The 21881-nt window shown below is 62.3% G+C and carries 19 protein-coding genes and 1 tRNA gene; 9 read left to right on the forward strand and 11 right to left on the reverse strand.

Annotated elements, in window-relative coordinates:
- Positions 1 to 8: 8 nt before the first annotated feature.
- The 4 genes from I6L32_RS05850 to yqhD all read right to left on the reverse strand — a co-directional run bounded on the left by I6L32_RS05850 (position 9) and on the right by yqhD (position 5713).
- Positions 9 to 680: a transcriptional regulator gene (locus tag I6L32_RS05850; RefSeq protein WP_025202524.1), complete on the reverse strand. Its 672-nt coding sequence runs from the start codon at positions 678 to 680 to the stop codon at positions 9 to 11.
- Between the two features lie 343 nt (positions 681 to 1023).
- Positions 1024 to 2508 (reverse strand): Re/Si-specific NAD(P)(+) transhydrogenase subunit beta, encoded by a 1485-nt coding sequence (gene pntB, locus I6L32_RS05855; RefSeq protein ID WP_010675995.1) that lies wholly within the window; start codon positions 2506 to 2508, stop codon positions 1024 to 1026.
- 11 nt (positions 2509 to 2519) lie between these two features.
- Positions 2520 to 4046 carry a Re/Si-specific NAD(P)(+) transhydrogenase subunit alpha gene (locus I6L32_RS05860; protein ID WP_010675996.1) on the reverse strand — a complete coding sequence of 509 codons (1527 nt, stop codon included), beginning with the start codon at positions 4044 to 4046 and terminating at the stop codon, positions 2520 to 2522.
- 506 nt (positions 4047 to 4552) lie between these two features.
- On the reverse strand, positions 4553 to 5713 hold the full coding sequence (gene yqhD, locus I6L32_RS05865) for an alcohol dehydrogenase (RefSeq protein ID WP_216944808.1): 1161 nt from the start codon (positions 5711 to 5713) through the stop codon (positions 4553 to 4555).
- A 118-nt stretch (positions 5714 to 5831) separates the two neighbouring features.
- Between yqhD and I6L32_RS05870 the strand changes: the two genes are divergently transcribed.
- Genes I6L32_RS05870 through I6L32_RS05880 form a run of 3 tightly spaced genes read left to right on the forward strand, consistent with a single transcriptional unit; the run spans position 5832 to position 7718 of the window.
- Entirely contained in the window at positions 5832 to 6755 is a 924-nt protein-coding gene (locus I6L32_RS05870) for an AraC family transcriptional regulator (protein WP_104454932.1), read from the forward strand.
- A gap of 1 nt (position 6756) precedes the next feature.
- On the forward strand, positions 6757 to 7278 hold the full coding sequence (locus I6L32_RS05875) for a lipocalin family protein (RefSeq protein ID WP_039039627.1): 522 nt from the start codon (positions 6757 to 6759) through the stop codon (positions 7276 to 7278).
- Positions 7275 to 7718 carry a GNAT family N-acetyltransferase gene (locus tag I6L32_RS05880; RefSeq protein ID WP_042015636.1) on the forward strand — a complete coding sequence of 148 codons (444 nt, stop codon included), beginning with the start codon at positions 7275 to 7277 and terminating at the stop codon, positions 7716 to 7718. The genes I6L32_RS05875 and I6L32_RS05880 overlap by 4 nt, the downstream gene beginning before the upstream one ends.
- 128 nt (positions 7719 to 7846) lie before the next feature.
- Here the strand turns inward: I6L32_RS05880 and I6L32_RS05885 are convergent, their stop codons facing one another.
- Positions 7847 to 9736, reverse strand: coding sequence for a methyl-accepting chemotaxis protein (locus I6L32_RS05885; RefSeq protein WP_216944809.1), 1890 nt, complete (start codon positions 9734 to 9736; stop codon positions 7847 to 7849).
- A 411-nt stretch (positions 9737 to 10147) separates the two neighbouring features.
- Between I6L32_RS05885 and I6L32_RS05890 the strand changes: the two genes are divergently transcribed.
- On the forward strand, positions 10148 to 10666 hold the full coding sequence (locus tag I6L32_RS05890) for a class IV adenylate cyclase (RefSeq protein WP_216944810.1): 519 nt from the start codon (positions 10148 to 10150) through the stop codon (positions 10664 to 10666).
- 57 nt (positions 10667 to 10723) lie between these two features.
- Here I6L32_RS05890 and I6L32_RS05895 read toward each other — a convergent pair whose 3' ends face one another.
- Both I6L32_RS05895 and I6L32_RS05900 read right to left on the reverse strand, forming a co-directional pair.
- A complete protein-coding gene (locus I6L32_RS05895; RefSeq protein ID WP_167826183.1) occupies positions 10724 to 12094 on the reverse strand; it encodes a phosphatidylserine decarboxylase family protein in 1371 nt (456 codons plus the stop codon).
- Positions 12095 to 12302: 208 nt separating this feature from the next.
- Positions 12303 to 12379, reverse strand: a tRNA-Trp gene (locus I6L32_RS05900).
- A gap of 202 nt (positions 12380 to 12581) precedes the next feature.
- Between I6L32_RS05900 and I6L32_RS05905 the strand changes: the two genes are divergently transcribed.
- The 4 genes from I6L32_RS05905 to I6L32_RS05920 all read left to right on the forward strand — a co-directional run bounded on the left by I6L32_RS05905 (position 12582) and on the right by I6L32_RS05920 (position 15510).
- On the forward strand, positions 12582 to 13124 hold the full coding sequence (locus I6L32_RS05905; RefSeq protein WP_216944811.1) for a hypothetical protein: 543 nt from the start codon (positions 12582 to 12584) through the stop codon (positions 13122 to 13124).
- A 274-nt stretch (positions 13125 to 13398) separates the two neighbouring features.
- Positions 13399 to 14319, forward strand: coding sequence for an aspartate carbamoyltransferase (pyrB, locus tag I6L32_RS05910; RefSeq protein ID WP_010676005.1), 921 nt, complete (start codon positions 13399 to 13401; stop codon positions 14317 to 14319).
- 16 nt (positions 14320 to 14335) lie between these two features.
- Positions 14336 to 14800 carry an aspartate carbamoyltransferase regulatory subunit gene (gene pyrI / locus I6L32_RS05915; RefSeq protein ID WP_010676006.1) on the forward strand — a complete coding sequence of 155 codons (465 nt, stop codon included), beginning with the start codon at positions 14336 to 14338 and terminating at the stop codon, positions 14798 to 14800.
- 218 nt (positions 14801 to 15018) lie between these two features.
- Positions 15019 to 15510: an arginine repressor gene (locus I6L32_RS05920; protein ID WP_039039633.1), complete on the forward strand. Its 492-nt coding sequence runs from the start codon at positions 15019 to 15021 to the stop codon at positions 15508 to 15510.
- A 154-nt stretch (positions 15511 to 15664) separates the two neighbouring features.
- Here the strand turns inward: I6L32_RS05920 and I6L32_RS05925 are convergent, their stop codons facing one another.
- The 4 genes from I6L32_RS05925 to arcA form a co-directional block, all read right to left on the reverse strand.
- Positions 15665 to 17071 (reverse strand): YfcC family protein, encoded by a 1407-nt coding sequence (locus I6L32_RS05925; RefSeq protein ID WP_010676008.1) that lies wholly within the window; start codon positions 17069 to 17071, stop codon positions 15665 to 15667.
- 121 nt (positions 17072 to 17192) lie between these two features.
- On the reverse strand, positions 17193 to 18197 hold the full coding sequence (argF, locus tag I6L32_RS05930; RefSeq protein ID WP_216944812.1) for an ornithine carbamoyltransferase: 1005 nt from the start codon (positions 18195 to 18197) through the stop codon (positions 17193 to 17195).
- A 78-nt stretch (positions 18198 to 18275) separates the two neighbouring features.
- A complete protein-coding gene (locus I6L32_RS05935; protein ID WP_041214259.1) occupies positions 18276 to 19202 on the reverse strand; it encodes a carbamate kinase in 927 nt (308 codons plus the stop codon).
- Positions 19203 to 19264: 62 nt separating this feature from the next.
- Positions 19265 to 20485 carry an arginine deiminase gene (gene arcA / locus I6L32_RS05940; RefSeq protein ID WP_010676011.1) on the reverse strand — a complete coding sequence of 407 codons (1221 nt, stop codon included), beginning with the start codon at positions 20483 to 20485 and terminating at the stop codon, positions 19265 to 19267.
- 746 nt (positions 20486 to 21231) lie between these two features.
- Between arcA and I6L32_RS05945 the strand changes: the two genes are divergently transcribed.
- A complete protein-coding gene (locus I6L32_RS05945; RefSeq protein WP_102983722.1) occupies positions 21232 to 21408 on the forward strand; it encodes a hypothetical protein in 177 nt (58 codons plus the stop codon).
- Positions 21409 to 21881 lie beyond the last annotated feature (473 nt).

Here is a 21881-nt window from a genome sequence, read left to right on the forward strand (position 1 = left end):
CGGGCTCGTCATTGTTGTTCGGCCAGTTCCGCCTTGTGATTGCGGATATGCAGGTAAACGGTATGGCGGGAGATGCCGAGCAGCTCGGCCACCAGTTGGGCGGCATCCTTGATCTCGAAGATGCCCATGTCGTAGAGCCGGTGCACGATCGCCTTGTTGCGCACGCTGCTGCCCAGCCCGGGATCCCTGTCCACCTTGGCGATCACCTGCGCCACCAGATCATCCACCGAGCTGGCGAAGGTCTCGGTGCCGTGGGCAGGGGGTACTGCGGGCGGGGCAAAGGTGTCGAGCAGGCTGCCAAGGGGCGTGTCCAGGCTGAAATTCACGCACAGCATGCCGATGGGTTTGCCCTCGCGGTTGCTGATGGTGATGGACGAAGACTTCAGCAGGGTGCCCTCCCGGGAGCGGGAGAAATAGCTGCTCCACTGGCTGCCGGCGGCACTGTGCAACTTGTCGAGCGCAAAATCGGTGACCGGCGCACCCTCCTGGCGGCCGGTGATGTGGCCGTTGGCAATCTTGATGACGGAGGCGTGCAGACTGTCAAAGGCGTGCAGCACCACCTCGCAGCCCGGGCCAAACAGGGCGGACAGCGCCGCCACCGCAGGCTCGAAGCTGGCGATCAGATGGCGCTCTTCATCGGTCAGTGTGCTGGCGTCGCGCAAGGGAGCTACCTCGGTCATGGGGTCATCCGGTCAACGTTGGGTAAGAATATTCAAAGCGGACTCAAATAAAATTGAGCAAATCCGCTATTTGCGCGGGCATTATGCCCGACTGGTGAGACAACACCACAAAATGTGAGCAAAATCACGACTGAAATGACAAAAAGGCCCCATGAGAGGCCTTTAAGGTGGTTTTTTGGTTTTTTTACTCAACTTTAATTGAGCCAGGGCTCGTCAGTCAGTCCGGACAGGCAGGCAGGCAGGCAGGCAGGCACCACAGCCTGTCTGTTCCCTGCCACGGTCATCCACTCTGGTCATAAAAAAAGGGGGCCGAAGCCCCCTTTTTGTCTCATCCGGTCAACGCTTACAGCGCCTTCAGGATGGCCTCGACGCTGGCCTTGGCATCGCCAAACAGCATCTGGGTGTTCTCCTTGAAGAACAGCGGGTTCTGGACACCGGCGTAGCCAGTGTTCATGGAGCGCTTGAAGCCGATGACGTTCTGCGCCTTCCACACTTCCAGCACCGGCATGCCGGCGATGGGGCTGCCCGGATCTTCCATGGCGGCCGGGTTGACGGTGTCGTTGGCACCGATCACCAGCACCACGTCGGTGTCGGCGAAGTCATCATTGATCTCGTCCATTTCCAGCACGATGTCATAGGGGACTTTCGCTTCCGCCAGCAGCACGTTCATGTGACCAGGCAGACGACCGGCCACCGGGTGGATGCCGAAGCGCACCTTGACGCCGCGATCACGCAGCTTCTGGGTGATCTCGGCCACCGGGTACTGGGCCTGCGCCACCGCCATGCCGTAGCCCGGGGTGATGATGACGGAGCTGGCGTTCTTCAGCATGTCGGCCACGTCTTCGGCGTTGGTCTCGCGGTATTCGCCCAGCTCCTGCTCGGCGGTGGAGGCCACGCCGTCGGAGCCGAAGCCACCGGCGATCACGGAGATGAAGGAGCGGTTCATCGCCTTGCACATGATGTAGGAGAGGATGGCACCGGAGGAACCCACCAGGGCACCGGTGACGATCAGCAGGTCATTGGAGAGCATGAAGCCCGCCGCCGCTGCCGCCCAACCGGAGTAGGAGTTCAGCATGGAGACCACCACCGGCATGTCCGCACCGCCGATGGAGGCGACCAGGTGCCAGCCGAAGGCGAAGGCGATCAGGGTCATTACCAGCAGGGCGAAGGTGGAGCCACCGGCGTTGACGAAGTGGATCATCAGCGCGATGGAGACCACCACGGCCAGCAGGTTCAGCTTGTGGCGGTGCGGCAGCATCAGCGGCTTGGAAGAGATGAGGCCACGCAGCTTGCCGAACGCCACCACGGAACCGGTGAAGGTCACGGCACCGATGAAGACGCCCAGGAACACTTCCACCAGGTGGATGTTCAGCATGGCGCCGGAGAGGTGCTCGACCTGGGCGACGCTTGCCGCCTGCTCGAACGCCGCCCGGGCGGCTGCCAGGGTCGCATCCAGGTTGGAACCGACGGAGACCACCACTTCAGCGGGGGCGGAGGGGTGCAGATCGATGAAGCTGTTGAAGCCCACCAGCACCGCTGCCATGCCCACGAAGCTGTGCAGCACGGCCACCAGCTCGGGCATCTCGGTCATCTCGACCTTGAGGGCCAGACGCACGCCGATGGCGCCACCGATGGCCATGGCCAGGATGATCCAGTGGACGCCACTGGTTTCCGGGTTGAAGACGGTGGCGAGCAGGGCGATGGCCATCCCCGCGATACCGAACAGGTTGCCATGCTTGGCCGTTTCTTGCTTCGACAGTCCCGCGAGACTGAGGATGAAGAGCACGGCGGCAACGATATAGGATGCTGTTACCAGTCCTTGAGACACGTTAAACCCCCTTAATCCTTACGGAACATCTTCAGCATGCGCTGAGTGACGGTGAAGCCACCGAAGATGTTGATACTGGCAATCAGCACGGCGACAAAGGCCAGCACGGTGACCAGGGTCGACCCTTGTCCAATCTGCAACAGCGCACCGACCACGATGATGCCGGAGATGGCATTGGTGACCGACATCAGCGGCGTGTGCAGGGCGTGAGAGACGTTCCACACCACGTAGTAACCGACCACGCAGGCCAGGATGAAGACGGTGAAGTGGGAGAGGAAGGCGGCAGGCGCCACGGCGGCCACCCAACCGAAGGCGGCGATGCCGAGGGCACCGAACACGAACTTCTTGTTGGAGGGCTTGGCCTCTTCCTTCTTGGCGGCCGGTTTGGCGGCAGCGGGTTTCTGCGGGGCGGCAGAGACGGAGATGGCGGGGGGCGGGAAGGTCACTTCACCGGCCTGGACCACCGTCATGTTGCGCTGCACCACGTCTTCGAAGTCGATGGCGACGTTGCCGTCCTTCTCCTTGCACATCAGCTTCATCAGGTTCACCAGATTGGTGCCGTAGAGCTGGGAGGATTGGGCAGGCAGGCGGCCCGGCAGATCGGTGTAACCGATCACCTTGACGCCGTTGTCGGTGACATGCAGTTCACCCGGTACCGTGTATTCGCAGTTGCCGCCGGCCTGGGCCGCCATGTCCACGATGACGGAGCCCGGCTTCATGCTGTCCACCATTTCCTTGGTGATGAGCTTGGGTGCCGGCTTGCCCGGGATCAGGGCGGTAGTGATGATGATGTCCACTTCCTTGGCCTGCTGGGCGAACAGCTCCATCTCGGCCTTGATGAACTCTTCGCTCATCACCTTGGCGTAACCGTCGCTGGAAGCGCCATCTTCGCCGCCGAAGTCCAGCTTGAGGAATTCCCCACCCATGGACTCGATCTGCTCGGCCACTTCCAGGCGGGTATCGAAGGCACGCACGATGGCACCGAGGGAACCGGCGGTCCCGATGGCGGCCAGACCGGCCACACCGGCACCGATGACCAGCACCTTGGCGGGCGGTACTTTACCGGCGGCGGTGATCTGGCCGGTGAAGAAGCGACCGAACTGGTGCGCGGCTTCCACGACGGCGCGATAGCCACCGATGTTGGCCATGGAAGAGAGGGCGTCGAGGGACTGGGCACGGGAGATCCGCGGCACCATGTCCATCGCCATCACATTGATGTTGCGCTCGGAAAGCTTCTTGACCAGCTCGGGGTTCTGGGCGGGCCAGATGAAGCTCACCAGGGTGGCACCATCCTTAATTTGTGCGATTTCGGCCTCGGTCGGCGCGTTGACCTTGAAGACAAGGTCGGCTTGCCAGACGTTCGGTACCACGCTGGCACCGGCAGCCTCGAAGGCGGCATCATCGAAGCTGGCTCGCAGGCCGGCACCGGCCTCGATGGCAACCTCGAAGCCGAGCTTTTTCAGCTGCTCGACAGTGGCCGGGGTCGCTGCGACCCGGGTCTCACCGGCGAGACTCTCTCTCGGTATTCCAATCTGCATGACTATTCCCTGATGGTTAATAAACAATCATCGCCAAGTCTCTCATGTCTGAGGGGACAAGGCATGATCAAAGTGCAGGTCACGGGCCCTTTGTTATGAAAATCAGCAGGCTTCACCTCGACCTCCTGTCACGGTCAGGCCCCCGCTTTTCAGGCGCGAGGGTGATTAGTATCAAATTTTGGAGTTTTATTACAACCACGGCCCCGGGCGGGCGGGTACAGAATTCAGCCCATCCCGGACCATGATTAAAAAAAACAAACCAAATTAGGGGCTTATACCAGCAAAAAGCGCTAAAAAAAGTGATCCAACCAGTCAAAAAAAATGTTTAACCCGGCCTCTACCTTAGCGTTTTTTGTTCTTACGAAATCTGCCGTTGGCTCATCTGATGAGATGAAAAGGGAAAAAGTAACCATTTTGCAACGATCAGGGGGCCGCGTCCCCGCCTGCTGGCGGGTTCGGGCCCCCTGGTGCAACCGGGCCTTGGGCCCGGTTCAGGCGTGCTCTGCTTACCAGGCAGCCTCATAAATATGCCGGCTCTGGGCCAGGTCGATGTCGCCGTGCTCACCCAGGGCGGTCATGCCGTGCTCTTCGAGCTTGGCCAGCAGGGCGTCGATCCGGGCGTCGGCCACGTAATCCCGCAGCCGGGTCTTGATCCCCATCCGCTCGAAGAAATCGCGGGTGGCGGCGATGGCACCGTCGATACGCGCCTCGTCACTGCCGCTGCGCAGATCCCAGACCCGCTCGGCGTATTGCAGCAGCTTGGCGCGCTTCTGCTCGCGCTTGGCCTGCAGCAGGGCGGGCAGCACCACCGCCAGGGTCTGGGCGTGGTCCAGACCGTGCAGGGCGGTGATCTCGTGGCCCAGCATGTGGGTGGCCCAGTCCTGGGGCACGCCGGCTCCGATCAGGCCGTTCAGCGCCAGGGTGGCGCTCCACATGATGTTGGCACGCACGTCGTAGTTTTCCGGCTCCACCAGCGCCTTGGGCCCCTCTTCCGCCAGGGTCAGCAGCAGCCCTTCTGCGAAGCGATCCTGCACCTTGGCATCCACCGGGTAGGTGAGGTACTGCTCCAGGGTGTGGATGAAGGCATCCACCACCCCATTGGCCACCTGACGGGCGGGCAGGGTGTAGGTGAGCACGGGGTCGAGCACGGCGAAGCGCGGCATCACGAAGGGCGAGAAGAAGTGCTGCTTGTCCCCTGTGCTCTTGCGGGTGATGACGGCGCCCATGTTCATCTCGGAACCGGTGGCCGGCAGGGTCAGCACGCTGCCCAGGGGAATGGCGGAGGCCACCTCGCCCCCGACGGTCTCGAGGATGTGCCAGGGATCCCTGGCCGGATCGTAGTGGGCGGCCGCGGCGATGAACTTGGAGCCGTCCAGCACGGAGCCGCCACCCACTGCCAGCAGGAAGTCGACCTTCCCGGCGCGGGCCAGTTCGACGGCGCCCATCAGGGTCTCGTAGGTGGGGTTGGGCTCGATGCCGCCAAATTCAAACAGGGTCAGGCCGGCCAGCTCGCTGCGGATCTGGTCCAGCAGGCCGCTGCGCACCACGCTGCCACCGCCGTAGGTGACGAGGATGCGGGCGTCGCTGGGGATCTGGCCGCGCAGCTGGGCCACCTGGCCCTTGCCGAACAGCACCTTGGTGGGGGTGTGCAGGATGAAGTTGTTCATGGGATCTCCCGGGGTGGTCGTAGTCGGTAAGGTATGGGTTGCATTTTTCTCTTATAACCCCCTACCATCAAGGGAACTTTCTGCCGATTTCTTGCCTATTTCTACTGAGCCTGGATAAATGAGTACAAATCAGCCCATCGCGGCGACCCACCAGTCCGCCCTCGCCAGCCGACTCGCCGCCCTGGCCCCCCACCCGGGGATCACCGCCGCCCCCGTGCCCGGCGTGCACCTCATCTACACCACGGAGCATCACGACCGCATCCCGGTGCTCTACCGCCCGCGCATGATCATCATCCTGCAGGGGCACAAGGTGGGCTATCTCTCGGACTTCACCTTCCGCTACGACCCCGAGCACTACCTGATGATGACCCTGCCGCTGCCCTGCGAGTGCGAGTGCTTCGCCTCCCCCGAATCCCCCCTGGTGGGGCTCTCGGTGGAGATCGACGTGGCGGCGCTGCAGGCCCTGCTGCTGGAGATGGGGGACGCGGCCCCCGCCCCGGCGGAGCCGGGTCGCGGCGTGGTCTCCGTGCCCCTCTCCGAGACCATGCTCTGCGCGGTGGAGCGCCTCATCGACGTGATGGACAAACCGCTCCACGCCCGGGTGCTGGGGCCCCAGATCGTGCGCGAGATCCTGTTCCACGCCCTGCACGAAGGGGGGGCCCCCGCCCTGCTGGCCATGGCCAGCCGTCACAGCCAGGTGAGCCAGATAGCCCGGGTGCTGCGTATCATGGAGCAGCGCTTTACCGAGAACCTGACGGTGGAGGAGCTGGCCCGGGAGGCGAACATGAGCATCTCGGCCTTCCACCACCACTTCAAGGCGGCCACCGCCACCTCGCCCCTGCAGTACATCAAGACCCTGCGCCTGCACCGGGCGCGGCTGATGATGCTGCACGACGGCCTCAAGGCCGGGGTGGCGGCGGACAAGGTAGGCTACGAGAGCGGCTCCCAGTTCAGCCGCGAATACAAACGCTTCTTTGGCAACACCCCGAGCGAACACGCGGCACGCTTCCGCTCGGGACAACTGCGTATCGTGGAGGGATGACATGCGCACACTGATCCTGCTCGTTCTGACCCTGCTGGCCACCGCCTGCACCGGCATTCCGCCGGGGCACCAGGTGGTCAAGCCCTTCCAGCTCGACCGCTACCTGGGCACCTGGTACGAGGTGGCCCGCCTCGATCACGGTTTCGAGCGCGGCCTGAACCGGGTCACCGCCACCTACAGCCTGCGGGATGACGGCGGTGTCAGGGTGATCAACCGGGGGCAGGACGAACAGGGGGAATGGCGCGAGGCCGAGGGGCGCGCCTACTTCGTGGGCGACAGCGACGAGGGGCGCCTCAAGGTGAGCTTCTTCGGCCCCTTCTACGGCAGCTACAACGTGCTGGCGACGGACTATGACCTCTCCCTGGTGAGCAGTTACAACCTCCAGTACCTCTGGATCCTCTCCCGCACGCCCCACCCCCCCAAAGAGAAGGTAGAGGCCCTGGTCGAGCGGGCCCGGGGGCTCGGCTTTGCCACCGACCGGCTGATCTGGGTCAGCCAGGATCCGGCGGGGAACGCCCCATGAGGATCTTCCAGGCCACCCCCGGGGACATTCCCCGGGTCACCCCCCTGTTCGTGGAATACCGGGCGTTCTACAGGCTGCCTGCCCGGCCCGAGGCCGCCGAAGCCTTCCTGCTGGAGCGCTGCACCGCCGGGGAGTCGGTGCTCTTCGTGGCCCAGAGCGAGGCGGGAGAGGTGCTGGGATTTGCCCACCTCTATCCCCTGTTCTGCTCCCTCGCCCTGAAACCCATCTGGCTGCTGTACGATCTGTTCGTGGCGCCGGCGGCCCGCCAGCAGGGGGTGGCCCAGGCGCTGCTGGCGCGGGCCGATCGCCACGGCCAGGAGACGGGCGCCGCCTTCCTGATGCTGAGCACCGCCACCGACAACCGGCAGGCTCAGGCCCTCTACGAAGGGCACGGCTACCAGCGGGACAATGAGTTCTACAGCTACATCAAGCCTCTCTGAGCCTCTGCCTGCACCCGTTGCAGGGCCAGGCCCCGGCATTATTCAGTGGGTGCATGGCGAAATAATATCCATACACAGAATGAATAAAGGCGACCCCGGGGTCGCCTTTGTCACATCCGGGTCGCAGCCTAGAGCCGGAAGCGCCCGATCTCCTGCTCCAGCCGCTCGGTGAGAGACTTGAGCTGGGCCGCCTGGGCGGCCTCTTCGCCGGCCTGGGCCGCCAGCGCCTGGGAGACGTGGCGGATATTCTCGGTGTTGCGGCTGATCTCGCCGGTCACCGAGGTCTGCTCCTCGGCCGCCGCCGCGATCTGGGTCGCCATGTCGCTGATGGCGCCGATGGCCTCGTTGATCCGGCCCAGGCTGAGATTCGCCGCTTCGGCGTCCTCCACGCTGGTGCCCGCCAGCTGGCGGCTGGTCTCCATGCCGCCCACCGCCTTGCGGGTGGTCTGCTGCAACGCCTCGATCATCTGCTGGATCTCGGCGGTGGAGTCGTGGGTGCGGCGCGACAGCACCCGCACCTCGTCCGCCACCACGGCGAAGCCGCGCCCCTGCTCCCCGGCCCTGGCCGCCTCGATGGCGGCGTTCAGGGCCAGCAGATTGGTCTGCTCGGCGATGCCGCTGATGGTGGCCAGAATGCCGCTGATCTGCTGGGCATGGCCATCCAGTTCGTGGATGGTCTGGCTGGCGTCGGCCACCTCCCCTGCCAGGCCGCTGATGCTGCGCTGGCTCTGGCCGACCTGGGACTGGCCGGCCACCGCGAGGCGCACCGCATCGCCGGCGGTGTTGGCGGCAAACTCGGCGTTGCCGGCGATCTCCTGGGTGGCGGAGGCCATCTCGGTCACCGCGGTCGCTACCATGACGATCTCGTCCTGCTGCTGGCGCACCCGCTGGCTGCGGGCCTCGGCCCCCGCCGCTTGGGTGCGGGACTGGGCCGCCAGCTCGACGGTGACGTCCCGCAACCGGCTGACAATACCGTGCAGTCGCGCCACGAACTGGTTGAAGTTCTGAGCCAGCTGCCCCACCTCATCCTGGCTGCGGGTGGCGATCTGCACCGTGAGATCCCCCTCCCCGTGGGCGATGTCGGCGAGCGCCCTGGAGACCCGCCCCAGATCCGCGAACAGGTAGTTGAACATGGCGATGAGCAGGGCACCGAACACCAGCAGCAGCACCAGGGTCAGCCCCACCAGTTGCCACAGCAGGGAGGCGAGCGGCGCCTCCAGCACCTCCTTGTACATCACCATGGCGAGCAGCCAGTCGGTGCCGGGCACGCCTTGCACCGAGAGCAGCACCTCGCGCCCGTTCAGGTTGGCGCCGTGCAGCTCGCCGTCGCGGCTCCACGCATCCAGCGCCGCCCCGGTGAGACCGGGATCCAGCTCCGCCACCTGCTTGAGCGCCAGCTCCTTGTTCGGGTGGCCGACGATGAGGCCGGTGCGATCGAGCAGCATGGCGTAGCCCTCTCCCTGTACCTTCATGGCCAGCACCTCGTCGATGAGGGCGTCGAGGGAGAGATCCGCCCCGGCCACCCCGATCACCCGGCCCTGATGGCTCACCGGCTCGGCCAGGGTCACCACCATCTGCTGCATGGTCACGCTGACATAGGGCGGCGTGACGATGAGCTTGCCCGCCTTGTCGGCGTTCTGGTACCAGGGGCGGGCCCTGGGGTCATAGTTGGCGGTGTTGAGGGCGGGATCGTGGCGGGTCATCTCCCCCTGCGCCGAACCAAAATAGGTGAGGCCGAAACCGCCGGAGGTGCGGGTTTGCAACAGGTGGGGCACCAGGGCCGTGTCGGGGTCGCGCGCAATGACGGCGGCCAGGGCGTCGACCGCGTGCTTGCGATCCTCCAGCCAGTTGCCGATGGCCACCGAGTGGGCGTGGCCGTAGTTGACCGCCTCGCTCTGGATGGCGTCAAGGGTGCGGGATTTGAGGGTGTGGAAGGCGACAATACCGAGCAGGGCTGCCATCAGCAGCACTACCCCCAGGCTGGCCGCGAGCAGCTTGCCGCGCAACGAGAGAGTCATGACAACGAATCCTTGTGGTAGCCGGGGGCCGGGAATACCCCCATCTTGGTAGTTCTATCGGCACAATCATGAACGGTCTTTAGTGAATCCTGATATTTTTTCATCTATCAACAACAGAACGCACTACCAGCAACAGACTGTTCACTATTCCATGCTGACACCCGCAGACACCACAAGGCCGCCCTAAGGCGGCCATGAGGTCAGGTCGCGGATGACGGGCAGGCACCGGCAGAGCAGGCCAGCACCCGCTGACCTGTCTCTTGAGGGCGGTTTCAGGCGTCTGAAAAGAGGGTTGGCGGGCAGGGTTGAGCATCCATCAGGAACCGAGCTGGTGCTCCCCCTGTTGCCCCCCTCTCGACAACGTGGGCTGTGCTAGATTGGGTATCCCGTTTTCAAGGAGAACCCGCTGCCATGCCACGAAATATCGAGATCAAAGCCCGCATAGCCGGGGTCGATGACCTTATCCCCAGAGCCGCGGCCATCGCCGACAAGGGCCCCGTCGACATCGCCCAGGACGATACCTTCTTTCGCTGTGAATCGGGCCGCTTCAAATTGCGGACGCTCTCCCCGTCGGCAGGCCAGCTCATCTTCTACCGCAGGCCTGATCAACAGGGTCCGAAGGAGAGCTACTACCACATCACGCCAACGAACGAGCCGGACAAGCTGCGGGAAACGCTCACCCTGGCTTGCGGCCAGATTGGCAGAGTGCGAAAACAGCGGACCCTGTTTCTGGTGGGCAGAACCCGGATCCATCTCGACCGGGTTGAAGGGCTGGGTCACTTCCTCGAACTGGAAGTGGTGCTGGAAGATGACGAGCCGCGCGAGGTGGGGATGCAGGAAGCTCACGACATCATGGCGCGTCTCGGTATCGAGCACTCCCGGTTGATCGAAGGCGCCTATCTGGATCTCCTGCTGCAACGACAACCCTGAGGGATTCACAACAACAAGGCCGCCTCAAGGGCGGCCTTTTACTGTCCGGCGGCTGGGTTATTTGACCCGTGCCAGCGCCGTGTTGATCCTCAGGTTGGTCGCCTCCAGCCCCGGCTGCTGGCCGTAAAAGTCGAACGCCAGCTCGACCCCGGGGCGAAACAGCAGGCAGTGGGTGGAGCCGCCGAAGTGGAACATGCCGAGCTGCTCCCCCTTCGCGATCCGCTGCCCCGGCTGCACCGTCACCTCGCAGCTCGACACCTCCGCCATGCCCACCGGCACCACGCACATCAGGCCGATTTTGGGGTTGTCCGCCTCGATGAAGATGAGTGCCCGGGTCGCCACCGCGGTGAGGAAGGGCTGGGACTGGTTCGGGGCGCTGGGGTCGGGCCCCGCCGGGCTGTCGAAACCCTGGTGGCGGTTGGCCAGGTAGTAGCTGCCGTTGACCACCTTGACCGAGCGCACCGTGCCGCTCACCGGGCTGTGCCAGCGGTGATAGCTGAGGGCGCTGAGGAAGGCCTGATAGAGGGTGCCCCCCTCGAACGCGGCGGCTCGCGGGTCGAAGTCCAGCAGGTTGTCCAGGGAATAGGGCTGCCCCTTGAGCCAGAAGGCGTCCTGCCGCCTTACCCCGGTCACCACCTGCAGCGGGGCCGACTCGCAGGCGTTGGCGATCACGCTGTCATCGTCCGGGGCCGTCACCGGCCGCACGCCGGGGCAGAAGCGGCGGGTGAAGAAGTCGTCCCAGCTGGCGAAGCCCTCGTATTCCTCTCCCGGCGCGGTGTGGAAGATCCCCTCGAAGCGCTCTGGGGTGGGGTTGTCGCCGGCCCCGAGCGCCCCCTGCGCCACCTTGACCATCTCCCGTTTCGCCACGTCACCCAGCCAGGGGACGATCAGGGTCTGGCGATCCAGGGGGCTCACCGACTCGGTCAGCACATAACGGGACGCGGGACTTTGCAGGAAGTCGGCCCAGTAACCGAGGATCTTGCGTAATTGCTGGTTCACCAGCGCATTGGCGAAGAAGTCGTACCCGGCGGCCGTCGCCATGGGCCAGTTGAGCAGGGCATTGATGGGGAATCCGATCAGCCCGGCGGGCTCCTGGGTCTGCACATCCTGATAGGCTTCCGGGGCCGTGGTCATGATGCCGTTGAGCAGCTGCAGGAACTCATCGAAGCTGCGCACCTGGACCTGACCGAGCGGCGTGCTGTGCTCGTGCTGCCACGCCTCGTCAAACATCCCCTGGGCCTGCTGATGCAGGAGAGGATCCTGCTCCACCAGCGCCTTCAATCCGGCGATCGGGGCCACCAGCGGGCGAGGCTGGCGGGTGACCGCCTGACGCAGCCGCTGCACCCAGCGCGCCACATGGGCCTGATCCCGGGGGACCCAGCCACCGGCATGGGCATGGGGGGGACGCGTATCCACTGCCTTGTTCATCGCTCTCTCCTTGTTGAAGCGCCTTGGGCCCGCCGGATGCGATGCGCCTGAGGGCGCCATCTGGCAGGAAGCAAGGTGTAGCACAGGGGAAAAGGGCCTCCATTGAAAGAAATGGCAGCGGCGAAGCGGGGAAAAAGAGGCTAACGGAGGCGGTGGCAAACGCCGCAAATGCGAAAGGCCAGCTCAATGAGCTGGCCTTTCTGAAAAATGGCAGGGGCGGCAGGACTCGAACCCGCAACCATCGGTTTTGGAGACCGCTGTTCTACCAATTGGAACTACGCCCCTGCAACAAACGAGGCGTAGTATACAAAGCGGAGGTCAAAGGTAAAGGCTTTTTTTCTTACTTTCGATGCGATCGAACAAATGACGAGCAGATCCCCGCAATTCCAACAAGGAGCGGGGGTAAGCTGCTGTATTTGCAGCCCCGACGGGGTAGGAATGGGACACAAATGGGGGTAGGGTGAAACCAGGCTCAGGGAGGCTGCCCATGCTCAATTACCGACTGCTGCAACAGCTTGCGCCCCTCAACTTCCGGGATGAGCGCAAGACGGAGACCCTGGCCGACTATCTGGACAGAGTCTCTCCCCTGGTGCCCTCCATTCCTTCCAATGTGCTCGCCCAGTGGATTTACCGTCATTGGCGCGGTTTTGAATCCAACTGGAGCTTTATCGATCTCGCCAGCCACCAGTTCGAGTGCGAGCACTGGCCCACCGCGCAGATTATCGAGCAGATAGACTCCCGCCACATGGAGGTGATCGATCGCTGGGGCGAGATGCTGCGCAGCAACCGCTACGTGCGCCGCTCCTGGCTCGGCGATGACATGCTGCGCCGGGGCACCTGGTCCGAGCCCATCATAGTGCTGGCATCGGAGGCGGGCAGCAGCTACCCGGACGGTTACCCCCTGCCCCATCCCTACTGCCTGCTGGAGGGGCACCACAGGCTCGGCTACCTGCGCAGCATGGCCGCCGATGGCGCCCCCTTGCAGGCGCAGCACGCACTCTGGATTTGTCGACCCGTTCGCGACACTTAAACGTTTTTCCGACCAAATCCTGCCTCTGAAATAAATTTTTGACAATTCAAAAACCAGCCCTATAATCGGTGCGGTTTTGAAAAAGGTCGGGACAGGACAATGCCGTTTTTGATGAAAAAAGCAGCCTTGCAGACGGGTGGAGCGCACCAGAGCGGCCCCGTTGTTTCCGGTTCCCGTCCCACAGATCCCCCGTTTTTTTTGAAAAGAGCCCCTGTTTCAGGGGCTTTTTTTTGTGCCGGAAAAACCTTCATTGATGCCAAAGGGAATGCAGACGATGACCAATCCACTCTATAACAAACACGTCATCTCCATCTCGGATCTGACCCGGTCCGACATGGAACTGGTGGTCGCCACCGCACAGCGGTTGAAGGCCGAACCCGACAGCCGCCTGCTGAAAGACAAGCTGGTCGCCAGTTGCTTCTTCGAAGCCTCCACCCGCACCCGTCTCTCCTTCGAGACCGCGGTCCAGCGCCTGGGCGGCAACATCATCGGCTTCGCCGACGGCGGCAACACCAGCGCCAAGAAGGGCGAGACTTTGGCCGACTCCATCAAGATCATCAGCTCCTACACCGATGCGGTGGTGATGCGCCACCCGAAGGAAGGGGCAGCCCGCCTGGCCTCCGAGTTCTCCCGGGTGCCGGTCATCAACGGCGGTGACGGCTCCAACCAGCATCCCACCCAGACCCTGCTCGACCTCTTCTCCATCCACGAGACCCAAGGCAAGCTGGACGGCCTCAACGTCGCCTTCGTCGGTGACCTGAAGTACGGCCGCACCGTCCACTCCCTGGCCCAGGCCCTGAGCCTGTTCAACTGCCGCTTCTTCTTCATCTCCCCGGAGGCGCTGGCCATGCCGGACTACCTCTGTGAGGAGCTGGAAGAGAAGGGCATCCGCTTCAGCGTGCACGAGACCATGGAAGAGGTGATGCCGGAGCTCGACATCCTCTACATGACCCGCGTCCAGAAGGAGCGCTTCGACGAGACCGAGTACAAGCACATGGCCGCCAAGTTCGTGCTGGAGCTGGCGACCCTGGAAGGGGCCAAGCCCACCATGAAGATCCTCCATCCCCTGCCCCGGGTTGACGAGATCGAGGTCGCCGTCGACAAGACCCCTCACGCCTACTACTTCCAGCAGGCGGAGAACGGGGTCTATGCCCGCCAGGCACTGCTGGCACTGGTACTGAACGAAACCGTCTAAGGGAAAGGGGAACATCATGTCCGAGAAGAACCAACTGCAAGTCGAAGCCATCCGTCACGGCTCCGTCATCGACCACGTCCCCGCCGGCCAGGGCATCAAGATCCTCAAGCTGTTCCAGCTGATCGAGACCCAGGAGCGGATCACCGTCGGCTTCAACCTCAAATCCGGCGCCCTCGGCAAGAAGGATCTCATCAAGATCGAGAACACCCGTCTGACCGAGCAGCAGGCCAACCAGCTCGCCCTGTTCGCCCCCAAGGCCACCGTCAACATCATCGAAGACTTCGTGGTGGTGAAGAAGCACCAACTGGCGCTGCCGGAGTTCATCGAAGGGGTCTTCCACTGCCCCAACTCCAACTGCATCTCCCACAACGAACCGGTGGAAAGCTACTTCCGGGTGCGCGAGGTGAAAGGGGCGGTGCGGATGAAGTGCAAATACTGCGAGAAGTCCTTCACCCAGGACATCGTCAGCGAACGCTACTGATTTCCTGCCGACAAAGGATATCCATGTGGGCCCCATCGGGCCCATTTTTGAACCCTGTCACATCACTTATTCCCCCTTTGGTTATAATTTGCCATCCCGTAATGGATATACCTCGCTCATCCCCTGCTTGAGTGCTCCTCATTAGTGTTTTTCGCTATGAAAAGCCGGAACGACAGACTGGGCGAGACCGCCATCGCTCATCGCCAAAGGAAGTCGCCATGGTCAACACCCTCAGCCGCCCAGCAGAACCAGAGTCCGATCTGGCCCAGCTCGACGCCTGCCGCCAGATCATCGGCCAGCACTGCTACAGCACCCAGGAGGAGATCCGCCGCGAGCTCTCCGCCCGCGGTTTTGCGGACATCAGCCAGTCCACCATCTCCCGCCTGCTGCGCCGTCTCGGGGTCGCCAAGGCCCAGAACGCCAACGGCAAGAAGGTCTACACCCTGGTGGACGAGCAGCTGGAGCCCGCCGGCAGCACCCGCTCCATCCACGACATGGTGCGCGCCGTGGTCCACAACCAGCAGATGGTGCTGGTGCATACCACCCCGGGGGCCGCTACCGTGGTGGCTCGCCTGCTGGATCGCAACGCCAATCCCGAGATCCTGGGGGCCGTGGCCGGCAACGACGTGGTACTGATCGCCCCGCGCCACATCAGCCGAACCCGCCAGGCTCACGCCGCCGTGGTGCGCACCCTGGAAAACGCCCGCTGACCCCTGCTGGATGCCAGAAGGCGACCCTGGGGTCGCCTTTTTGTTGCCCGCGCGGCAAGGAGCCAGACCACGGGAGAGCCCGGGCGCCCCGCCTTGCCAGCCATCAAAAACGGGAGCCCCAGGCTCCCGTTGTTGTCCCTATGTCTGTCGGCATTCATGCCAGCACGGCACCCAGGCTCAGGCAGAGCACGATCAGCACAGTCAGCATGCCGAGCAGCGGGGCCACCCACTTCAGCCAGCGCACATAGGGCACCTTGGCAATGGCCAGCCCCCCCATGACCACGGCGGAGGTCGGGGTCACCAGGTTCACCAGGCCGGAAGCGGACTGGTAGGCGGTGACCACCAGCTCGCGGCCCACGTTGGCGAAGTCGGCGAGCGGCGCCATGATCGGCATGGTCAGCACCGCCAGACCGGAGGAGGAGGGCACCAGGAAGGAGAGCACCACTTCCAGCACGAACATCACGTTGATGAAGACGATGGTGGAGAGGCCGGTCACTATCCCCTCTGCGCTGTGCAAGATGGTGTGGGTGATCATGCCGTTGTCCATCACCACCACGATACCGCGGGCGATACCGATGATGAGGGCCACGCCGAGCAGATCGCGGGCACCGTCGATGAAGTTGGAGGTCAGCTCCTCCTCGCTCATGCGGGAGATGACGCCGACGATGATGGCGGCAGCCAGGAAGACACCGGAGATCTGCGCCATCCACCAGCCCAGCACGGCCACCCCGTAGATCATCACGGCAAAGGCGGCGACGAAGATACCCAGCACGATCTTGCGGGTGGTGGTGAACTCCAGCATCTGGTCGCTCTTGTTGCCGAGGAAGTGGGCACGGTTCTCTTCCCACTTGTCGGCCACCAGGGACTTGCTGGGATCGCTTCGCACCATCTTGGCGTAACGCATCACATAGGCCACGCAGATCAGCCAGCCGGCCACCAGCATGGCGACCCGCAACCAGATGCCGTCGGTGAAGGAGATGCCGGCCGCGTTGGCGGCGATCACGGTGGCGAACGGGTTGATGGTGGAGCCCAGGGTACCGATACCGGCCCCCAGCAGCACGGTCGCGGCAGCGACCACGGGGTCGAAGCGGGCCGCCATCATCACCGGCACCAGCAGGGTGTAGAACGGCAGAGACTCTTCCGCCATGCCGTAGATGGTGCCCCCTGCGGCGAACAGCGCCATCAGGATGGGGATCATCCACTCTTCACGGCCACGCAGGCGATCGGTGACGCGCTCGATACCCGCATCGATGGCACCTGTCTTGGTCACGATGCCAAGGAAGCCACCGATGATCAGGATGAAGAGGGAGACGTCGATGGCGCCAGCCTCATAGGTGTCGTGGTTGTAGAGACCGTCGATGGGTGCCAGCAGCACGTCGACGATCCCCTGGGGATTGGCATCCACCAGTTTGTAGGTACCGGCCACCGGCACTTCCTTGCCGAGGGCCTCGTTCATGGTCATCTCGTATTTGCCGGCCGGCACTATCCAGCTCAGGGCGGCCACCAGGGCGATCAGCACAAACAGTATCGTGTAGGCTGACGGGAACTTGAATTTGGTCATGGTCCAGCTTCCTTCTGTGGGTGTGGTATCCATGCAGGCTGCGGGTCGTAGGGTTGGAGGTATTATGCCGCTGTCACATGGTTGAAAAGCCGGGGGTCACCCCCCGGCACCACTGACGACGTCAGTCGCCCAGCGTAGCCACCATCACTGCCTTGATGGTGTGCATCCGGTTTTCCGCCTCGTCGAACACGATGCTGTGCTCGGATTCGAACACGTCCTCGGTCACTTCCAGGCCCTTCATGCCATATTTGTCGGCCACTTCCTTGCCCATGGTGGTCTCGTCGTTGTGGAACGCCGGCAGGCAGTGCATGAACTTCACATCCGGGTTCTTGGTCGCGTTGATGACGTCCATGTTGACCTGATACGGGGTCATCAGTTTGACCCGTTGATCCCAGGCTTCCTTCGCTTCGCCCATGGAGACCCAGACGTCGGTGTAGAGGAAGTCGGCACCCAGCACACCCTCTTTCACGTCTTCGGTCAGGTGGATGCGCGCACCGGTCTCTTCGGCGATGAGGCGGCAGGTGGCAACCAGCTCCTCTTCCGGCCAGAAGGCTTTCGGCGCCACCAGGCGGATGTCCATGCCCATCTTGGCGGCACCCACCATCAGGGAGTTGCCCATGTTGTTGCGGGCGTCACCCAGGTAGGCGAACTTGATCTGATTCAGACGTTTGCCCTTGCCGTGCTCCAGCATGGTCATGAAGTCCGCCAGGATCTGGGTCGGGTGGAATTCGTTGGTCAGGCCGTTCCAGACCGGCACACCGGCGTGGGCCCCCAGCTCTTCGACGATCTCCTGGCCGTAGCCGCGGTATTCGATGCCGTCATACATGCGGCCCAGCACCCGGGCGGTGTCCTTCATGGACTCCTTGTGACCGATTTGGGAACCGCTCGGGCCGAGGTAGGAGACCTGGGCGCCCTGGTCGAAGGCCGCCACTTCGAACGCACAGCGGGTGCGGGTGGAGGTCTTCTCGAAGATCAGGGCAATGTTCTTGCCGACCAGATGCTTGCGCTCATAGCCACCGTATTTGGCTTTCTTCAGGTCGATGGCCAGATCGATCATGTATTGGATTTCGCGAGGGGTGAAGTCCAGCAGTTTCAGGAAGTTACGGTTACGCAGATTAAAAGCCATGATGAGTTCTCTCTATATTTGTTCAGACCAATTTGGCAGTGTCATTGACTACGCAGTTGTTCAGACCAGAGCCTTGGCTCAGGCATTGACGGTATTGGTGGCGACGATGTTGGTGCCGGCTTCCCCCTTGAGGATGGCGAGGCCATCTTCCAGGGCGCCGATGCCGACCATGCCGCCGGTCGCCTTGACGAATTCACAGGAGGCTTCGACCTTGGGCCCCATGGAGCCTGCATCGAACTTGACCCCGGCCAGCTCGTCCGGGCTGGTGACCCGCAGCGGACGCTGGGTCGGTTTACCCCAATCCAGATAGACGGCATCGGCATCGGTCAGGATCAGCAGGGCGTCGGCCTTGATCTGCTTGGCCAGGTAGGCGGCTGACATGTCCTTGTCGATGACGGCTTCGATGCCGGTCAGGCTCTGGCCATCCCAGGTCACCGGGATGCCACCACCGCCGGTACAGATGATGAGGTGACCCTGGGCGATCAAGGTTTCGATGGCGTCGCCTTCGACGATGCGCTGGGGCAGCGGGGACGGCACCACGCGGCGGAAAAACTTGCCGTCTGCCTTGACCACCCAGTGCTTCTCGGCAGCCAGAGTGCGGGCTTCCGCCTCTTCGTAGACGGGGCCGATAAATTTGGTCGGATTGGCAAACGCCGGATCCTGGGGATCAACCTGCACCTGGGTCAGCAGCGCGGTGACGTTGCGGCTCGGCATCAGGTTCTTCAGCTCCTGGATCAGCATGTAGCCGATCATGCCCTGGGACTCGGCACCCAGCACATCCAGGGGATAGGGAGAGACCTTGGTGTAGGCGCTGTTTTGCAGGGCCAGCAGGCCGACTTGCGGGCCGTTGCCGTGCACCAGCACCACGTTGTAATCCTCGGCGATGCGGGCGATGGTCTTGGCGGCGGTGGCGATGTTCTTGCGCTGGATGTCGGCTTCCAGAGGTTCACCGCGGCGGAGCAGGGCATTGCCCCCCAGGGCGACGACGACAGTTGGTTTTTTCATGGGTGTTACTCTCGAATTCTGGTGTGTGTGGCGCCAGCCTCTGCCGGCGCCACGCCGTCTTGTCAGATGCCGTCGCGTTCCATCGGGCAGCTCATGCAGCGGGCGCCGCCGCGGCCACGTCCCAGCTCTTCACCCGGGATGGGCAGCACAGTGATGCCGGCCTTGTCGTACTTCTCGTTGGTGTAGGTGTTGCGCTCGTAACCCACCACCACGCCGGGGCGCACGGTCAGCACGTTGTTGGCGTCGTTCCACTGCTCCCGCTCGGCCTCGAAGCTGTCGCCGCCAGTGGTGATGAGCCTGAGCTGATCCACCCCCAGCGCCTTCTCGATGGCGGTCACGAAGTAACCCTCTTCCTTGATGTTCATCCCGGTGGCACCGCCCGGGGTCAGGCTCCAGCAGTTCACATCCTTGCGGATGACTTCCGGATAGACGGAGAAGGTGTCGACATCCATGTGGGTCATGACGGTGTCGAGGTGCATGCAGCTGCGGTGTTTCGGCAGCTCCATGGCGATGACCTGCTTGGCCTGACCGTGCTTGAACAGGCTGCGGGCCAGATGCTCCACCCCTTGCGGCGTGGTGCGCTCGGACATGCCGATGAGCACGGCGCCTCGGCCGATGACCAGGACGTCGCCCCCTTCGATGGTGGAGTTGTCGTAGTCGCGCTCCTCGTCACCGAAGTACTTGATGAACTCCTGACCGGCAAATTGCGGGTGCCAGCGGTAGATGGCCTTCACGTGGTTGGTCTCGCGACGACGGGCGGCCTTGGCCATGGGGTTGATGGAGACGCCGCCATAGACCCAGCAGGAGGTATCGCGGGTGAAGAGGTGGTTGGGCAGCGGTTCGATGATGAAATCGGTCGGTGCATGCATGCCGACCACCATGTTGACGCCGCTGTAGGGCATCTCGGAGTAGGTGAGGCCGCCGGAGAGGATGCGGGCCAGCTCGCGGTGAGGCATGTCCGCCAGGAAGCAGCGCACGTCGTTGGCCAGGGCAGTGCCGAGGCGATAGTCGGAGACCTGGTGTTGCAGCAGCCAGGCTTTGGCTTCCGGCACGTCCAGGGTTTCCGCCAGCAGATTGGTCAGGAGGAAGACTTCGACATTCTGATCGCGCAGTACCTGAGCGAATTTGTCGTGCTCCTGACCGGCACGTTCCACGGACAGGACGTCGTCAAACAGCAGATCCTGGCAGTTGGAAGGGGTCAGACGCTTCAGACTGAGGTTGGGGCGGTGCAACATGACACGGCGCAACTGGCCAACTTCAGAACCCACATAAAATTTGCTCATGATGATATTCCGTCTAGCAGTGGTCCCTGCGAGTGATTGAATAGATTCCTTCTATTCAGGCTCGTGGCTAAGGCGGGATATTCTTTATGTAGGGTACTCGGCTTGTGTTCTATCCTGCCCTTGCCTTTCGATGCAGAGATTAGGTCTGGCAACTCCACCAAACTTGGACATTGATCACATTCACCCCAGACTGCATAAATTCAGAAGTTAATTTATGATGGAGTTTACATATCTGACATTTCCCTCACCCTCCATCCGGCATAAATACGCAATAAAGCCCCAATATATTCCACAAAGAGCGCAATTTCATTCATCTATGGTATCCACAAATGGATAGCCACCAATAAAAAATATCAAATAAATCAATGCATTAAAATCAAAACGCTCATTTTTTGAATAAAGTTCACCCACCTTTGAATTTATCCTCGCTTATCATCCCGTTTGCTCTCACATAAATAATCACCTGCTCCTTTATCGCTGAATAATCCATCTCTTGTCCCAGATCATGGCGGCCCGCCCGGGCCAGATGGCGAGCCTCATCGCCAAGTCGTGTGCACTATCTCTTTTATATGGATATGCATTTTGCACGCATCCTGATGGCGACTTTTTCACCGACCGGAGTGCAACCGGGATTCAAAGTTTTTTCATTAGTTGAATTTTTTCAGTCACCTTGCGCCGATTTCGGGTTCGCCTTAACTCAAAAAGTGATGCTTGTCACATTCGTTCCCGTCACCAAGGAGATAACCATGAAGATCCCGTCGCTGTTTCTGTTCGTCGCCCTGGTCCTGCCCATGACACCGGCCCTGGTGCATGCCCAGGGAGCCCCCGCCATGCCGCTGGTGGTCTGTCACGTTGACCAGGCACCCCAGATGCTGGTACCCGCCTACCTATGCCAATGGTACGGTGGCAGCCAGCACCCCTGACCCTCTCGCCCAAGGGGAGGCGATCTCCTCTTGGGTCATCTCAGCTTTCCCTCCTTTACCTCCTGAATGGGATCCGGACCACGCCACCTGCATCATGCCCGTTGCCCTCCTCCCCCCTCATCTGCGATCGACACTGACCGGCCTCCCCGGATTCTGAACCGCAGTTAAACGCCTTGTGAGACATTCGCCATAGACTGCGTAAGCAAAGTGCCAACAAAATTCTCGCCATAGTCGGAAGATGCGCGTGAAAAAACAGCACAATAGATCATTAAAGCCATGATTTTAAAAAAGATAACTTCATTATCCTTTCTCGGGAAACCAGTTTGAAAAAAACGTTTTTCAGCATGTCATTGTCGCCCTGCGCGAAATCCTTATAGTTACTCCTGCACGGACGCAATGAAGTCGGTCAGGAAGACTGGCTGCCAGGGTTGGGCAAATGGACTCACCACAGGATGTGGTAAAGGACACCTCCC

The organism is Aeromonas sp. FDAARGOS 1402, assembly GCF_019046925.1.
Classification (GTDB): Bacteria; Pseudomonadota; Gammaproteobacteria; order Enterobacterales; family Aeromonadaceae; genus Aeromonas; species Aeromonas caviae.

Bases quoted from the DNA above. Each gene is read 5' to 3' on its own strand.
- I6L32_RS05850 (WP_025202524.1), bottom strand. From the start codon at position 680: ATGACCGAGGTAGCTCCCTTGCGCGACGCCAGCACACTGACCGATGAA.
- I6L32_RS05860 (WP_010675996.1), bottom strand. From the start codon at position 4,046: ATGCAGATTGGAATACCGAGAGAGAGTCTCGCCGGTGAGACCCGGGTC.
- yqhD (WP_216944808.1), bottom strand. From the start codon at position 5,713: ATGAACAACTTCATCCTGCACACCCCCACCAAGGTGCTGTTCGGCAAG.
- I6L32_RS05870 (WP_104454932.1), top strand. From the start codon at position 5,832: ATGAGTACAAATCAGCCCATCGCGGCGACCCACCAGTCCGCCCTCGCC.
- I6L32_RS05875 (WP_039039627.1), top strand. From the start codon at position 6,757: ATGCGCACACTGATCCTGCTCGTTCTGACCCTGCTGGCCACCGCCTGC.
- I6L32_RS05880 (WP_042015636.1), top strand. From the start codon at position 7,275: ATGAGGATCTTCCAGGCCACCCCCGGGGACATTCCCCGGGTCACCCCC.
- I6L32_RS05885 (WP_216944809.1), bottom strand. From the start codon at position 9,736: ATGACTCTCTCGTTGCGCGGCAAGCTGCTCGCGGCCAGCCTGGGGGTA.
- I6L32_RS05890 (WP_216944810.1), top strand. From the start codon at position 10,148: ATGCCACGAAATATCGAGATCAAAGCCCGCATAGCCGGGGTCGATGAC.
- I6L32_RS05895 (WP_167826183.1), bottom strand. From the start codon at position 12,094: ATGAACAAGGCAGTGGATACGCGTCCCCCCCATGCCCATGCCGGTGGC.
- I6L32_RS05905 (WP_216944811.1), top strand. From the start codon at position 12,582: ATGCTCAATTACCGACTGCTGCAACAGCTTGCGCCCCTCAACTTCCGG.
- pyrB (WP_010676005.1), top strand. From the start codon at position 13,399: ATGACCAATCCACTCTATAACAAACACGTCATCTCCATCTCGGATCTG.
- pyrI (WP_010676006.1), top strand. From the start codon at position 14,336: ATGTCCGAGAAGAACCAACTGCAAGTCGAAGCCATCCGTCACGGCTCC.
- I6L32_RS05920 (WP_039039633.1), top strand. From the start codon at position 15,019: ATGGTCAACACCCTCAGCCGCCCAGCAGAACCAGAGTCCGATCTGGCC.
- I6L32_RS05925 (WP_010676008.1), bottom strand. From the start codon at position 17,071: ATGACCAAATTCAAGTTCCCGTCAGCCTACACGATACTGTTTGTGCTG.
- argF (WP_216944812.1), bottom strand. From the start codon at position 18,197: ATGGCTTTTAATCTGCGTAACCGTAACTTCCTGAAACTGCTGGACTTC.
- I6L32_RS05935 (WP_041214259.1), bottom strand. From the start codon at position 19,202: ATGAAAAAACCAACTGTCGTCGTCGCCCTGGGGGGCAATGCCCTGCTC.
- arcA (WP_010676011.1), bottom strand. From the start codon at position 20,485: ATGAGCAAATTTTATGTGGGTTCTGAAGTTGGCCAGTTGCGCCGTGTC.
- I6L32_RS05945 (WP_102983722.1), top strand. From the start codon at position 21,232: ATGAAGATCCCGTCGCTGTTTCTGTTCGTCGCCCTGGTCCTGCCCATG.